13 protein-coding genes and 1 riboswitch are annotated in these 15,076 nt (G+C 70.8%); of the genes, 5 read left to right on the top strand and 8 right to left on the bottom strand.

Annotated elements, in window-relative coordinates:
• Positions 1 to 36 precede the first annotated feature (36 nt).
• Complete coding sequence (locus ER308_RS03785) at positions 37 to 864, top strand: sugar phosphate isomerase/epimerase family protein (protein ID WP_131153754.1); 828 nt, start codon at positions 37 to 39, stop codon at positions 862 to 864.
• On the opposite strand, the gene ER308_RS03790 is transcribed toward ER308_RS03785, so the two are convergent.
• The 6 genes from ER308_RS03790 to ER308_RS03815 form a co-directional block, all read right to left on the bottom strand.
• Positions 857 to 1,714, bottom strand: a complete 858-nt coding sequence (locus ER308_RS03790; protein WP_131153755.1) for a carbohydrate ABC transporter permease — start codon at positions 1,712 to 1,714, stop codon at positions 857 to 859. The two genes, ER308_RS03785 and ER308_RS03790, sit on opposite strands and share 8 nt — an antisense overlap.
• An 11-nt stretch (positions 1,715 to 1,725) precedes the next feature.
• Positions 1,726 to 2,589 (bottom strand): carbohydrate ABC transporter permease, encoded by an 864-nt coding sequence (locus tag ER308_RS03795; RefSeq protein ID WP_131156888.1) that lies wholly within the window; start codon positions 2,587 to 2,589, stop codon positions 1,726 to 1,728.
• 163 nt (positions 2,590 to 2,752) lie between these two features.
• On the bottom strand, positions 2,753 to 4,093 hold the full coding sequence (locus ER308_RS03800) for an ABC transporter substrate-binding protein (RefSeq protein WP_131153756.1): 1,341 nt from the start codon (positions 4,091 to 4,093) through the stop codon (positions 2,753 to 2,755).
• A 5-nt stretch (positions 4,094 to 4,098) separates the two neighbouring features.
• Complete coding sequence (locus ER308_RS03805; RefSeq protein ID WP_165491801.1) at positions 4,099 to 5,211, bottom strand: ABC transporter ATP-binding protein; 1,113 nt, start codon at positions 5,209 to 5,211, stop codon at positions 4,099 to 4,101.
• A gap of 142 nt (positions 5,212 to 5,353) precedes the next feature.
• A complete protein-coding gene (locus ER308_RS03810; RefSeq protein ID WP_131153200.1) occupies positions 5,354 to 6,445 on the bottom strand; it encodes an IS630 family transposase in 1,092 nt (363 codons plus the stop codon).
• A 131-nt stretch (positions 6,446 to 6,576) separates the two neighbouring features.
• Positions 6,577 to 7,587 (bottom strand): LacI family DNA-binding transcriptional regulator, encoded by a 1,011-nt coding sequence (locus tag ER308_RS03815; RefSeq protein ID WP_131153758.1) that lies wholly within the window; start codon positions 7,585 to 7,587, stop codon positions 6,577 to 6,579.
• Between the two features lie 174 nt (positions 7,588 to 7,761).
• Between ER308_RS03815 and ER308_RS03820 the strand changes: the two genes are divergently transcribed.
• The 3 genes from ER308_RS03820 (at position 7,762) to tenA (ending at position 10,324) form a co-directional block, all read left to right on the top strand.
• Positions 7,762 to 8,589: an HAD-IIA family hydrolase gene (locus ER308_RS03820; protein ID WP_131153759.1), complete on the top strand. Its 828-nt coding sequence runs from the start codon at positions 7,762 to 7,764 to the stop codon at positions 8,587 to 8,589.
• Positions 8,586 to 9,365: a glycerophosphodiester phosphodiesterase gene (locus ER308_RS03825; RefSeq protein WP_165491802.1), complete on the top strand. Its 780-nt coding sequence runs from the start codon at positions 8,586 to 8,588 to the stop codon at positions 9,363 to 9,365. The genes ER308_RS03820 and ER308_RS03825 overlap by 4 nt, the downstream gene beginning before the upstream one ends.
• 80 nt (positions 9,366 to 9,445) lie before the next feature.
• A riboswitch (TPP riboswitch) is annotated at positions 9,446 to 9,552 on the top strand.
• A 73-nt stretch (positions 9,553 to 9,625) separates the two neighbouring features.
• The gene (tenA, locus tag ER308_RS03830; protein ID WP_131153761.1) at positions 9,626 to 10,324 is read left to right on the top strand and encodes a thiaminase II; all 699 of its coding nucleotides are present in this window, start codon (positions 9,626 to 9,628) and stop codon (positions 10,322 to 10,324) included.
• 255 nt (positions 10,325 to 10,579) lie between these two features.
• On the opposite strand, the gene ER308_RS03835 is transcribed toward tenA, so the two are convergent.
• Together ER308_RS03835 and ER308_RS03840 are read right to left on the bottom strand one after the other, a co-directional pair.
• Positions 10,580 to 12,010, bottom strand: coding sequence for a tRNA sulfurtransferase (locus tag ER308_RS03835; RefSeq protein ID WP_131153762.1), 1,431 nt, complete (start codon positions 12,008 to 12,010; stop codon positions 10,580 to 10,582).
• Between the two features lie 158 nt (positions 12,011 to 12,168).
• Positions 12,169 to 14,058, bottom strand: coding sequence for a propionyl-CoA synthetase (locus tag ER308_RS03840; protein ID WP_131153763.1), 1,890 nt, complete (start codon positions 14,056 to 14,058; stop codon positions 12,169 to 12,171).
• Positions 14,059 to 14,267: 209 nt separating this feature from the next.
• Between ER308_RS03840 and ER308_RS03845 the strand changes: the two genes are divergently transcribed.
• Complete coding sequence (locus ER308_RS03845) at positions 14,268 to 15,068, top strand: hypothetical protein (protein WP_131153764.1); 801 nt, start codon at positions 14,268 to 14,270, stop codon at positions 15,066 to 15,068.
• Positions 15,069 to 15,076 lie beyond the last annotated feature (8 nt).

Below are 15,076 nucleotides of genomic sequence, written 5' to 3' on the forward strand. Positions count from 1 at the left end.
TCGTGTCGCGTGCGGGACGAGGGGAAGGGTGGGCCGATGGCGACGATCGGGTTCTCCAGCTGGGCCTTCCCCGACGACCCGGCGGAGGCGGCGATCGAGGTAGCCCACACCGAAGGGTTCGACGCCCTCGAGTTCGCCTTCCTCACCGAGGGACTGTGGCAGGGTGAGCACGTGCCGAGGCCGGCGCACGCGGCGCGGCTCGGCGCCGCCTGCGGGGACCTGCGACGCTCGGTGCATGCGCCGATCGAGCCCATGGCGCTCGCCAGCCCCGACGCCGCGGAGCGGCGCGAGAGCGGCGACCTGCTCGCCCGCAGCATCGAGGCCGCGGCGGCCCTGGCGGCCGAGGTGGTGGTGGTCCATCTGCGCCACGGGCGCGAGGCCCCACGGCCGGAGTGGCTGCGTCTGGCCCTCGAGCCGCTGGCATGGTGTGGCGAGCTCGCCCGCGACGCGGGGGTCGTCCTCGGGGTGGAGAACTACGGAGTGGGCGCCGATCACGCGGATGGCGACTATGCCGCGCTCGTGGCAGCGATCGACGAGCTCGACCACCCCGCGGTGGCGATGACCTTCGACACCGGGCACGCCCACGTGCACCTCGAGGGGTCCGGCGCCGTCCCGCGCGCCGCGCAGCACTTCGGGGCCCGGGTCGCGCACTACCACGTGCACGACAACCTCGGCGTCGAGGACGATCATCTCGCCATCGGCGACGGCTCCGCGGACCTCGTCGGTCTCGTGCCGGGCTGGGCCGACGGGTTCGACGGGATGGTGATCCTCGAGATCTTCCCGTTCCGCGTCAACGACGTGCGACCGGGCCTGCGGCGCAGCCGCGACACCCTCCGCGCCTGGTTGCGGGGCTCGGCTACTTGATCCCCGACCGCAGGAAGTTCTGGATGAACGCTCGCTGGGCGACCAGGAAGAGGGCCAGCAGCGGCAGCACCGTGATCACCGTGCCGGCGGTCAGCGCGGTGAAGTTGATGCCGATCTCTGGGGACAGGAATCGGTAGATCCCGACGGTGATCGGTCGCGACTCGACAGATTGGGTGATCACGAGGGGCCACAGAAAGTTGTTCCAGTGAAAGCTCACCGACACGAGCCCGAAGGCGATGATCGTGGGCCGCGCCACCGGCACGTACACCTTCCAGAGGATCTCGAGCCGACTGGCTCCTTCGACCTCGGCGGCCTCGACCAGCTCGAGCGGCACCGACTTGAACGACTGCCGGAGCAGGAAGATGAAGAACGCGCTCGCCAGATAGGGCAAGCCGATCCCGGCCAGGGTGTCGGCCAGGCCGAGATTCGCGACTAGGCGGAAGTTCTCACCGAGCAGCACCTCGGGGAAGATCATCAACTGCAACAGCACGAGCGTGAACATGAAGTTGTGCAGGGGGAAGCGGTAGCGGGCGAACGCGTAGGCCGCCAGCGACCCGAGGATGATCTGCCCGGCGCTCAGCCCGATCACGAGCACGGTCGTGTTGAAGTAGAAGCGGTCGAAGGGAGCGGTGTTCCACACCGTGACGAGGTTGTCGAACGTCCACCCGGTGAACGGTTGGAAGCTCAACGCGACCTCGGTCTCGCGGAACGCTGCCCAGAAGATGTAGGCGAGCGGCGCGAGCCACAGCAACGCTATCAGCCAGGCGGCCAGCACTTCGAGCCGCGTGGCCGTGCGCTCCCAGCGGGCGATCCGGCGGGCGCGGTCGGGGGTGACGAAGGTGTCGCTCATCGGCCGGCCCCTCAGCGGTAGTGGATGCGCTTGTCGAACATCCGGATCTGGATGACCGCCAGCACCACGAGGATCAGCACGAGGACCGCGGTCATGGCCGCGGCGAACTCGGGGTTCCGGTTCGGGAACGCCTGCAGGTAGATGTTGTACAGCAGCAGGTTGCTCGCGTTGTTCGGCCCGCCTTGGGTCATCACGAAGATGAAATCGATCTGCTTGAAGCTGTTCGCGACGCCGACGATCGAGGTGAACAGGGTGGTCGGCAGGAGCAGCGGGAAGGTGATTCGTCGGAAGTGCGTCCACCGGCCGGTGCCCTCGAGCTTGCTCGCCTCGTTGAGCTCGGGGGAGATCGTCTGCAACCCGGCGAGGTAGAACAACATGAAGAAGCCGGCCTCCTTCCAGACCATCACCACCATGAGCGCGGGCAGGACCGTGGTGGGGTTGCCGAGCCAGTTCTGCCCTGGCAGCCCGAGCCCCTGGGCGATCGCGTTGATGAGCCCGAAGTTGGGCTGGTAGAAGGCCAACCAGATCGCTGCCGCGGCCACCACCGGCAGCATCGCCGGCGTGAAGAACGCCATTCGCAGGAACCCACGAGCGCGAATCTCGCGATCGACCAGCACGGCCATCAGCATGGCGATCGCCAGGCTGATCGGCACCGTCACCAACGAGAACACGAGGTTGTTCCGCAGGCTCTGCAGAAAGACCCCGTCGCCGACCATCCGCTCGTAGTTGGCCGGGCCGATCGAAGCGCCGATGCCCGGCTCCTGCAGGCTCGTCCAGATCGTCGTGATCATCGGCAGGACGCTGAAGCCCAGCAGGATGATCATCGCCGGCGTGATCAGCAGCCAGGCGAACATCCCGTTGGGGATCCGACGCAACGCGCTCAGCGGCGTGCGTCGCGGCATCCCGAGCTCGCCGCCCGCGGGGGTGCCGGCCGGACGGTCGGTGGTGGGGGCAGCCATCGGGGGACTCCCGGGGTGAAGGCCGGTGGGCCCGTGACGCGCTCCACGGGCCCACCGACGCCGTCGGTGCTGGGTCGGGCTAGCGGTAGGGCTCGAGCACCTCGTTGGCGCGCTCGTCGATGTCGGCGAGTGCCTCCTCGGGCGATTGCTCACCCGTGACGGCGGCCTGGAGGCCGTCGTTCACGATGTCGTAGACCTCGCCCCGCTGGTACGTCGACAGCTCCCGAACGGTGTCACCCAGCTGGTCCCTGGCCACCTCGGCCTCGGGGAAGTCCTCGACGTACTCCTGCATCTGGTCGGTCTCCCACGCCTCCGGGGAAGGGGCCACGTAGCCCGTCTCGATGCTCCACTCGGCGGCCTGTTCAGGCTGGGTGAGGAAGCGGATCAGCTGGAAGGCCGCCCGCTGTTCCTCCTCCGGAGCACCCTCGAAGATGTAGAAGTTGCCACCTCCGGTGGGTGAACCCGGCTCGACGTTCTCCGGCATCGGCGCGACGCCGAAGTCGAAGGGGGCGTCGTCGCGGATGCTCGCCAGGTTCCCGGTGGTCGTCCAGATGATCGCGGTCTCTTCCTGGAGGAAGTCCTCGGGGGTGGTGCCCCAGTCCACGACCCCCGGTGGGTGCACGCCGTGCTCGTCGTTCAGCGAGTGCCAGAACTCGAGCGCCTCCACGACCTCGGGCTGGTCGTAGTAGACCTCGTTGCCCTCGTCGTTCACGATCTCCACGCCCATCTGGGTGGTGAAGGTCTGGAACAGCCAGTAGGGGAACCCACTGGAAGGCATCTGCACGCCCCACTCGACATCGGAGCCCTCTTGGACCTGGGCGGACATATCGACCAGTTCGTCCCAGGTCCCCGGTGGCTGCTCGGGGTCGAGTCCGGCCTCCTCGAACGCGTCCTTGTTGTAGTACTGCACGATCGTGGACCGCTGGAACGGGATGCCCCAGGTGGTGCCCTCGCCGTCGCGGCTGTTGAGCATGAACTCGTCGTAGAACGAGTCCAGCCACTCCTCCTCGTCCTCGTCGGTCACGAGCTCGTCGAAGGGCACGATCAGATCGTCGTCGATCAACGAGAACATGTCGGTGGACAGCAGCACGGTCGTCGCCGGGACGTCACCGGCGTCGATCGCGCTCTGGGCTTGGACGATCGTGTCGTCGTAGTTCCCGGAGTAGACCGGGTTGACCTGGATCTCCGGGTGCTCTGCCTCGAAGTCGGCCACGAGGCCGTCGACCACGTCCTCGAGCGGCCCACCGACCGCGATCGGGTAGTACATGGTGATCTCGACGGGATCGTCCTCGGTGGCCTCGTCGAGGGTGTCCTGTCCCGCCTCACCGGCCTCGTCCTCGCCACAAGCCGCCGCGAGCAGGCCGAGGCCCGCGAGCACGGCGAGCAGAGCAAGGTGCCGGCGGATTCGGATCCGCTGCATGTTCATCATCCCTTCGTTGCGTGACTGGTGCCCGACGCGGACGGGGCGGTGGCCTGCACGGCGAGACGGCGGCCGTCCCTGGCGTCGAAGAGGTGGATGGCGCTCGCCGGCAGGTGCAGCGTGAGCTCGTGCCCGGGCTCGGCCGGCGTACTCGGGTGCAACCGAGCGATCAGCTCGTGCGCACCGCCGACATCGAGCCGGACGAGCTGGTCGGCGCCGAGCAACTCGGTCGTGGTGACGCGCGCGGGCAGGGCGATGCCGCGCCCCTCGAGCTCGATGTCCTCGGGTCGGATGCCGACGAGCACCTCCGAGACCAGCTCGTCGGGGCGGTCGACCTCGATGGTGACCCCCGAGGCGGCGATCTCGACGTGCCCGCCCGTCGCGCTGCCGTCCATCAGGTTCATCGGCGGCGAGCCGATGAAGCGGGCGACCTCGGCGCGCGCTGGCGCTTGGTACAGGGTGCGGGGATCGGCGTCCTGGTCCACGGCCCCGTCGCGCATGACGACGACGCGGTCGGCCATCGTCATCGCCTCGACCTGGTCGTGCGTGACGTACACCACGGTGAGGCCGAGCTCGCGCTGCAGCGAGCGCAACTCGAGACGCATCTGCTGGCGGAGCTTGGCGTCGAGGTTGGACAGCGGCTCGTCCATGAGGATGACCGAGGAGCCGCTGACCAGCGCCCGCCCGAGCGCGACCCGCTGGCGCTGTCCGCCGGACAGCTGCGCGGGCTTGCGGTCGAGGTACTCGGTCAGGCCCAGCAGCTCCGAGGTGCGCCTGAGACGGTCAGCGCGGTCGCTCTTCTCCACGCGCCGGACCTTGAGGCCGAACAGAATGTTCTCCTGGACCGACAGGTGGGGGAACAGCGCGTAGTTCTGGAACACCATGGCGATGCCCCGCGCCGCGGCGGGCAGTTCGTTGACGACCCGGTCGCCGATGCGGATCTCGCCCGAGCCGGCGTCCTCCAGGCCGGCGAGCAGGCGCAGCGACGTTGACTTACCGCAGCCACTCGGGCCGAGGAGCACGACGAACTCGCCCTCCTCGGCGGTGAACGAGACGTCGAACAACACCTGGGTGTCATCGAACCACTTATCCACGTTGCGGAGTTCGACCCGTGACATGTGCGCCCAGACCTCTCTCGGGACCGCTGGTTGGGGGTCCAGCGGGCGCTCGGGGGTCATCGCCACCACAGCTCTCGTGCCCCGCATGAACGCGCCGGGGATTGTGCCACGACCACCCCTCCGAGCTCGTGGAAAAGGGACTCTAGTGTCCTGAGTCGGAGATTCGTTGGCAATATTCGGAGAGGGCGTGGAGGATCTCGTCGGCGGTCTTGTGCCACGCGTACGGGCGGGGGTTCTCGTTCCACGTGGCGATCCAGTCGCGGATGTCGGATTCGAGGGCTTGCACCGAGGTGTGGGTGCTGCGCTGCAGCAGTTTGGTGGTCAGCTCGGCGAACCAGCGCTCGACGAGGTTGAGCCAGCTGGCGCCGGTGGGCGTGAAGTGCAGGTGGAAGCGCGGGTGGCGCAGCAGCCAGCGTTGGATCTCTGGGGTCTTGTGGGTGGCGTAGTTGTCCAGCACCAGGTGCACGTCGAGGTGGTCGGGCACCTCGGCGTCGATCTGGTTGAGGAACGTCTTGAACTCGGCGGCGCGGTGGCGGCGGCGGTGCTGGCCGATGACCTTGCCGGTGGCCAGGTCCAAGGCGGCGAACAGGCTGGTGGTGCCGTGGCGGACGTAGTCGTGGGTGGCCCGCTGGGGGGTGCCCGGCAGCAGCGGGAACACCGGCTGGGTGCGGTCGAGCGCCTGGGTCTGGGACTTCTCGTCCACGCACAGCACGACCGCGCGCTCGGGCGGGTCGAGGTAGAGCCCGACGATGTCTCTGACCTTGTCGATGAAGTCGGGGTCGGTGGAGACCTTGAACGTCTCGGTCAGGTGCGGCTTGAGGCCGAACGCGCGCCAGATGCGGCTGACTGCCGTCTGCGACATGCCCGCCGCGGCGGCCATCGACCGCGTCGACCAGTGCGTGGCATCCGGCGGGGCCTCCTCCAAGGTCTTGGTGATCACCCGCTCGACGTCGGCGTCGGTGATCTGGCGGGGCGCGCCCGGCCGCGGCGCATCCGCCAACGCGTCCACACCGCCAGCGACGAACCGTCGCCGCCACTTGCCCACCGTCGCCTCGCTGACGCCCAGCTCGGCGGCGACCTCCCGGTTCGACGCGCCCCTCGCGCACGCCAGCACGATCCGCGAGCGCTGCGCCAACCGCTGCGACGTCTTGGGACGGCGCGCCCACCGCTCGAGCGTCGCCCGGTCCTCATCGGACAGCTCCAACGTGGCCTTTGGCCTGCCACGAGCCGCCATCGCCCATCCTCTCATCGGAGGAAGGGATCGTACCACATTATGCAACGAACTTACGATTCAGGACACTAGATCGTTTAAGCAAAGCAGCGCAAGACGGCTGGTGTCAAGGGGTGGCGGCCGCACCCCCCGCATCAGCTGGGCGGCGGCCCGGTCGAGCCGCGGGCGACCAAGCGCACCGGCTCGAGGTGGGTGCGGCTCGATCCCGCACCCCACAAGCGCGCGAACGCGGCCCGGCCGAGGGCCCGAACGTCGAGTTGGATGGTCGTCAGGGGTGGGTCCAGCAGCTCGGAGGTGGCGAGGTCGTCATGCCCGACGACGCTCACGTCGTGGCCCACTCGCAGTCCCTGTTGGCGCACGGCTGTGTAGACGGCGTGCGCGGTGAAGTCGGAGTTGGTGATGAACGCGGAGGGCGCCTCACTGCCGACCAGTGCCCGGCCGACGAGATCGTGAACCGCCCGCAGGTTCAGCGGCGTCTCGATCGGGCGGGACTCGAGATCGCGCTCCGCGGTGAGCGCGAGGAAGGCCTCGAGGCGGTCATAGTCGGCCATCAGTTCCGCGGGCGCCGTCAGGAACCCCAGCCGTCGGTGCCCGAGCTGGGCGAGGTGCTCCACGGCCAGCCGGACGGCGGTCGCGTTGTCGGGTGAGACGCGGGCCACGTCGTCCAGCCCCGGCACGCTGGCGTTGAGCACCACCGCTGGGACGTCGGGACGCAGGTCCTGCCACTGGGCGATCGCCGCGCCGGTACCGACGGGCGCGACCGCCAAGCCGTCGAAGCGGTAGGCGGCGAACGTCTCGACGTGGTGCGCTTCGAGGTTGGCGGAGTAGTCCGCGTCCGCGACGACGATCCCCGCTCCCGCCGCCACGGCGGCCTCCTGCATACCCCCGACCACGTCGAGGAAGTACGGGTTCTGCAGGTTGCGCACCACCACTCCGAACAACCGACTCTGCCCGGTGCGCAGCGCGCGGGCCACCGGATCGGTCCGGTAGCCGAGCCGGCTGGCCTCGGCAAGGATCTGCGCCTTCGTCTCGGCCGACACTCCCGCGCGGTCGTTCAGCGCGAAGCTGACCAGCGCGGTCGACACGCCCACGGCGTCCGCGATGTCCCGCAGCGTCGGGCGGCGGCCAGCGTTGCCCCCCCTCACCTACCCTCCGATGGCCGGTGGCGACCCTGCCGATCGTTCTCGGGCGGACTCGGCCACCACGGGACCCAGGGGGTCGGCCGCGGGTGACGATCGAGCAACCCGAGACGGAACAGTTGTGGACTTTATCGTTACAGCTTACCGTCTCCGCGAGCGACGGACGAGCAAGGGGGTGGCATGCGGTGGGTTCGGCCATACGCCGGCTACATCTTCGACATCGACGGCACCCTGGTACGCGGTTCGCAGGTGCTACCCGGCGCGCGCGAGCTCGTCGACGAGTTGCGCCGCGACCGCCGGCCCTTTGCGGTGATGTCGAACAACCCGCTCGTGCCCGCGGCCGCACACGCCGCCCGGCTGACCGAGCTCGGTCTCGACGTGCGGACCGAGGACGTGCAGACCTCGGTGACCGCGCTGCTCACCCATCTGCGTGTGCAGCCGCGCGGGCCGGTCTACGTGATCGGGGAGCCTCCGCTCGTGGAAGCGCTGCACGAGGCGGGGATCCCCCAGAGCGACGATCCCGACCGGATCGCGTGCGTCGTGGCGGCGTTCGACCGGACCTTCGATTACGCGAAGTGGACCACCGCCTTCCGCGCGATCCGCCGCGGGGCCGAGCTGATCGCCACGAACGCGGACGCCACCTACCCCACCGCGGACGGCGAGATCCCCGACTGCGGAGGGATCATCGCCGCGCTCGAGACATCGACGGGACATCCGGTCAGCTTGGTGCTCGGCAAACCCTCGGGGTCCTTCCTCGATGCGGTCCTCGCCCGTATGGCGCTGCCGCGCGAGCAGGTGCTGATCGTCGGGGATCGGCTCGGGACCGACATCCCGATGGGCGCCGAGCACGGCGTTGACACCGCGCTCGTCCTGTCGGGCGTGACGACCCGCGACGCGCTGGCGTCCAGCGCGTTCCAGCCCACCTACGTCTGCGAGGGGGTCGACGAGCTGCGCCCGGGGCGGACCCCGGTGCCGCCCGACGGTCGCGTGAGCGGGGGATCGAGGTGACCGCCGCCTCACCCACCCCCCTCGCCCGGGCCCCCGAGATCATCGCCCACCGCGGGGCGCGGGCGACGCACCCGGAGAACACGCTGGCGGCGTTCGCAGAGGCGGCGAGGCTGCGGTCCGATGGCATCGAGTTCGACGTCCAGCTCTCGGCCGACGGGGTGCCGGTCGTCATCCACGACGCCGATGTCCACCGCACCACCGGCGTGTCCGGGAAGGTCGGCGGGCTCACCGCGCACGAGCTCACCGCGTTGGATGCGGGGGCCTGGGTCGCTCCCCGGTTCGCCGGGGAGCGCATCCCGACCCTGGATGCGGTGCTCGAGTGGGGCGCCGAGCAGCGGCTGACCCTGCACATCGAACTGAAGGGCGGGCCCGGCACCCCGATGCCGGAGCTGTCCGCTGCAGTCGTGGCGGCGGTCGAGCGGCACGGGATGGTCGAGCGGGTGGTCCTGTCCTCCTACGACCACCGCGGCCTCGTCTTCGCCCGAGAGCGTTGCGCACCGCTCGCGACCGCGGTCCTGTTCGACTTCGGGCTGTACCGCCCGTGGGTGTACGCGGCCGACGTCGGGGCGCAGGCGCTCCATTGCCGGTGGGACTGGATCGACCGCGAACTGGTCGAGCAGGCTTCGGCGCACGGCATCGCCGTGCGCGGGTTCGGCGCCGAGACAGAGAGTGCCGTGGGCGCCGTTCTCGGCGCGGGCGCGTCGGTGATCACCCCTCGACCGGAGCGGGCGCGAGCTCTGCGCCACGCGCCTCCGAGGCGCGCAGCCGAGGGGTAGCTCGGCGGGGAGCAGCCGGTCCTGCTCGGCCTCGCAGCCGTGTTCGCGCGTCCGCCGGCTGTGTCGGTTACGCTCGGACGCGTAACCACGCGGGGCGTCCCTGACGGGACTGAGACCGGTCGACGGCCGGAACCCGTGGAACCTGACCTCGTTGACACGAGCGGAGGGAACGTGGTGTCACGCTCGGCCCTCGGTGCCGTCGCACCGGATCGAGTCGTCGCATGTGTCCCTCGCTCGCCTTTCAAGGAGCGTGAGCGAGCATGAGCTTCAGTGCGGACCTGGGCGCGAAGCACAAGGACCTGTTCGAGTCCTTCTGGGCCCACCCCTTCCTGCGGGGGCTGCACGACGGGACCCTCCCACGGGAGTGCGTCATCCACTACGTGGGGCAGGACCACCAGTACCTGAACGCGTTCATCCGCTGCTACGGGCTCGGCGTCGCCCGATCGCCCGACCGCCGGTGGATGGCCTGGTTCAACGAGCAGATCCGGTTCCTGCTCGAGGACGAGCAGCATCCCCACCACGTGATGTGCGAGGCGGTCGGCATCAGCTACGACGACGTCCGCCAGGAGGACCTCGTTCCGTCGGCCCAGGCGTACGTCAACCACATGGAGCTCTGCGCCCGTGATTCCCTGCCGGTGCTGATGGCCGGACTGCTGCCCTGCCCGTGGACCTACATCTGGGCCTGCACGCGCGCGATGAGCGAGGACCCGCCGGCGAACGACAACCCCTTCCACGGCTGGTGGGCGTTCTACGCCACCGACGAGGTGCAGAACCTGCTCGCCGAGTTCCAGCGCGGGGTGGACGAGTTGGCCGAACGGGCCAGCCCGTCCGAGCGCGACCGGATGGCTCGCGCCTTCGAGCGGAGCTGCCACCACGAGGTGCGCTTCTGGGAGATGGCCTGGTCGCTCGAGAGTTGGACGCCCCCGCGCGGCAAGACGATGATCGGCACCGCCCACTGACGAGGACGCTCGGGTGGGCCACTGTTCGGGTGGGACCGCTGCTCGCGTGGGCCACTGTTCGGGTGGGACCGCTGCTCGGGTGGGGCCGTGCGGCGGCGCTGTCATGCCTCAGCCGGGGACCCCACCCACACCCGCGCGTAGCCGACCCGGTCCTCCCACGGATTGTCGGTGCGGTGGGTGTTGCGCATGGCCCCTCATCCGCCGCTGCGAGTCACGCCCCCCGGGGCGGCCGTGGGGCGCCGGGCAAGGCTCGGATCATGCGGCATCCTGCCGCGATCCGGTGCCGGCCGCACGCCGCGGGCTCCCCTCCGACAGCCCGGGGGCTGCCGCCGGGTGCACGACGCGCACGTCGTGACCGACCGCCGCCAGCCGCGTCGCGACCGACACCGCCCCACGACCGCCGACGGCGATCGGACGCCCGTGCGGCACCGCCGGATCGTCGCCGGGCTTGTCCACGTGCACGGACTCCGAGCCCTCGGGCGGCTCGCCGGACACGGGGACCGCCGACATCCCGGGAACCCACTCGCTGACGTCGAGCACCCGCAGTCCCGCCAGGGACTGCTCCACCAGCGCCTCGACGACGTCCCCTCCGGCCCGCGCGAGGTCGTGCGGGCTCGCCGCAACCGAGACCGGCCCGTTCCCGAGGTCGCAGACCTCCTTCGCCCGCGCCGACAGGTCGTGGGTACCGAGCCGCTTGGCCTGCGCGACGATCTCCTCCTTCGGCAGGCCGACGAGGGGGCGCAGCACGGGGCGACTCGTGTACGCGTCGAGGGTGACGAGGTTGGACAGGGTCTGGCTCGACACCTGCCCCAGGGCGTCGCCCGTGACGAGGGCCGGATAGCCGGCCCGCTCGGCGAACCGATCCGCAGCGGTGAACATGACCTGCTTGAGCACCATCTGCCGCAGGTCCGAGCGGACCAGCTCGGTGAGCACGCCGTTCACCGCCTCGGCATCGAGCATCCAGACGCGGGGTCGCGTCCCCGGCGCCCACTCCCGCACGAGGTGGTGTGCGAGCGCGGTCGCGTGGTCGCTCTGCGCGCACTCGAGCATGAGGTGCAAGAAGTCGGTCGGGGCGCCCCGGCGCATGAGCATCCATGCGGCGACGGCGGAGTCGAAGCCGCCCGAGAGCAAGCTCACGACCCGCTCCTGGGTGCCGAGCGGCAACCCGTCCGGTCCGGGCCACTCGCGTTCGACGACCCAGGCGGTGTCCCCGAAGAGCTCGACCTTGATCTCGACCTCGGGGGACTCGAGATCGACGCCGGCCGAGGCGTCGAAGAGCCGTGCCCCGAGATCCGCGGCGAAGTCGTTCGTCCGCCACCGCTGCCCGCCACGCTTGCGCGCCCGCACGGCGAAGGTCCGTCCCGCGACGCGTGGACGCAGGTACTCGCCGAGCTCGCCGATCAGCAGGTCCAGGGGACGCTCAGCGAACGGGACCGCCTCCCGCACCGCGTGCACGCCGAAGGTGTGAGCGGCGACGGCCGCCGCGGACTCCACCGCGTGCTCCGGGGCGCGGATCATGAGCGGGCGCCGACGGGGGCGCACCACCCACGCCGCGGGCGCCCGGGTGGCCAGCCCCGCGCGCAAGCGCGACCGCAGGACGCGGCGGAAGCGCCGCCGCGTCTGCAGTGACTTGGTGTGGAACTCGCCGGACTCCGCGACGAGCAACCAACGCAGCTTGTTCGTCATGTGGGTCGACCTCCGCGCGGCCGAGCCGCACCGAGCACGCACGGGCCGCGACGACGAGGACCGGGTTCAGCCTGTCCATGCTGCCACGGTGGACGCGCGAACGATGGCGCCACGCCCCCTCGGAGGGTCCGCCGATGCGACGGGTTCGGGTCTCACGCCTACGGCGACTGCCCGCCGAGGGCGGTCGCGACCTCCTCCAGCACCGCCGGGTCCTCGATCGTCGACGGCGCGGCGGGGTGCTGCCCATCGGCGATCTCGCGCATGTTGCGGCGCAGGATCTTGCCCGAGCGGGTCTTCGGCAGACGGTCGACCACGACCACGCGCTTGAACGCCGCGACGGGCCCGACCTCCTCGCGGACCAGCGCGACCAGCTCCTGCTCCAACGTCGTGTGATCGCGCACCTCCGCGTCGTCGGAGAGGACGACGAACCCCACCGGGGCCTCCCCCTTCAGGTCGTCGGCCACGCCGATGACCGCGCACTCGGCGACCGCCGGATGCGCTCCCAGCGCGGCCTCCATCGCGCCGGTCGACAGTCGGTGGCCGGCGACGTTCAGCACGTCGTCGATGCGGCCCATGATGAACAGGTAGCCGTCCTGGTCGATCAGGCCGCCGTCGCCGGTGAGGTAGTACCCCGGGTAGCGGGAGAGGTAGGCGTCGACGAAGCGGTCGTCGTCGTTCCAGAGGGTCGGCAGCGCACCCGGCGGCAGCGGCAGGCGGACCGCGACCGCTCCCTCCCGCCCCGGGGCGACCTCCTTACCTTCATCGTCGAGGATGCGGACGTCCCAGCCGGGCATCGGCTTGGTCGGCGAACCGGGTTTGATCGGCAGAGGTTCGAGGCCGAGGGGGTTGGCGGCGACCGGCCACCCGGTCTCGGTCTGCCACCAGTGGTCGATCACGGGCCGGTCGAGCACCTTCGCGGCCCAGTCGTAGGTGTCGGGATCGAGCCGCTCGCCCGCGAGGAACAGCGCGGAGAACCGCGAGAGGTCGTAGCGCGCGAGATGGGAGGCCGACGGGTCCTCCTTCTTGATCGCGCGGAAGGCCGTGGGGGCGGTGAACAAGGTCTTCACACCGTGCTCGTCGACCACCCGCCAGAACGCGCCGGCATCGGGCGTGCCGACGGGCTTGCCCTCGTACATCACGGTCGTGCAACCCGCGAGCAGGGGCGCGTAGACGATGTAGGAGTGGCCGACCACCCACCCGACGTCGCTCGCGGCCCAGAAGACCTCGCCGGGCCCCGTGTCGTAGATCGCCGTCATCGACCAGCGCAGCGCGACCGCGTGGCCGCCGTTGTCGCGGACGACGCCCTTGGGCTTGGCGGTCGTCCCGGACGTGTAGAGCACGTAGAGCGGGTCCGTCGCCGCGACGGGGGTGCACCCCACCGGCCGGGCGGCCGCGGCGAGCTCCTCCCAGTCGTGGTCGCGTCCGGACGTGAGTTCGGCGGGCTGCTCCTCGCGCTGCAGCACGACGCAGGCATCCGGCGTGTGCTCGGCCTGCTCGAGCGCGCGCTCGACGAGCGGCATGTAGGGCACGACGCGTCCGGGCTCGACCCCGCACGAGGCGGCGACGACCGCCACCGGCCGCGCATCGTCGATCCGCACCGCGAGCTCGCGCGCCGCGAACCCGCCGAAGACCACCGAGTGGATCGCACCCAGCCGCGCGCACGCGAGCATCGCCACCGCGGCCTCGGGCACCATCGGCAGGTAGATGAGCACACGGTCGCCCGCCGAGACGCCCAGACCGGCGAGCGCGCCCGCGAACCGGGCGACGTCGTCGCGCAGCTCGGTGTAGGTGAACCGCCGGGTCCGTCCCGTGAGCGGGGAATCGTGGATCAGCGCCAACTGGTCGCCGCGGCCGGCCTCGACGTGCCGGTCCACGGCGTTGTAGCAGGTGTTCAGCTCCCCGTTGGCGAACCAGCGGGGCGCCGGGCGGGCCTCGCGGTCCAGGATCCTCGTGGGCCGTCGGGTCCACTCGATCGCGGCGGCCGCCTCGCCCCAGAACCCCTCCGGATCGGACATGCTGTGGTGATAGGCACGGGCGTATGCGGACACGGCTCGACCTCCTCACGGCCTTCGCCTCGCCGGCGCACCCCGAGACTCCGCGCCGCTGGACGAGCGGTCAACCGTGGATCGCCGAGCGGCGTCTCAGCCGGGACGAGCGGTCGCGGGCCACGGCGAGCGGCCCGATGCGCCCGGCCTCGCGAACCCGGTGTGCCTGCTCGATACTGGACCGCTGCCGCGCATCCAGTAGGAGGTTCTTGATGAGACCGAGCCGACCCGTCACCTCGCCGGGTGTCGTGCTCGTTGCCGCCCTCGTCATCGCCCTGGGCGTGACCGTCCTGGCGGCCTGCGCCGAGGAGGCGGGCGAGGACGACCGAGGCGAGGAGACCGCCGCCGAGAACGAGCAGGACGAGGACCCGCAGGCCGAGCTCGAGACCGAGCTCGACGACGCCGAGTCGCGGATCGCCCAGCTCGAGGCCGAGCTCGAGGAGGCCGAGGCGCGCATCACCGACCTCGAAGGGGCCCGCGACGCCGCCGAGGACCGCGCCGCCGAACTCGAAGCCGAACTGCAGGCCACCGAGGACCCGGGGGACGCCGACGCCGAGGAGGAGGCCGCGCTCGGCGAGCCGGCACCGCTGCGCTCCGAGGAGGGCCTGGTCGACCAGCTGCGGACGTACTTCCCGCCACCGGACGACCTGCCCGAGGGGTGGGAGCCGGGCGTCGGGGACTGGCGCGAGATCGACGTCCCCGAGGGGTTCGGAGAGGGCACCGGGTTCGAGGCACCGGGCCAGCTGCTGACCGCGTACGCCGAGCAGCAGGTCGGCGCTGAATTCGGTCTCGGGGGCGACGTGTGGGAGACGACGCTGCGCGTACTGGACGAGGACCCCGAGACGGGCGAGGCCACCGGCGCCCACCTCGAGTGGGGACTGGCGGACGATGCCGTGGTGGGTTCGGACACCCGGCTCGAGCTACGCGACGACGGCGACGGCTGGTACGTGGAGAGCGCCGAGCAGCGCCCGCACTGCCGGCGCGGCGTGACCGACGACGGTACCTGCACCTGAGCCGAGCG

The sequence above is a fragment of the Egibacter rhizosphaerae genome (assembly GCF_004322855.1).
GTDB lineage: Bacteria > Actinomycetota > Nitriliruptoria > Euzebyales > Egibacteraceae > Egibacter > Egibacter rhizosphaerae.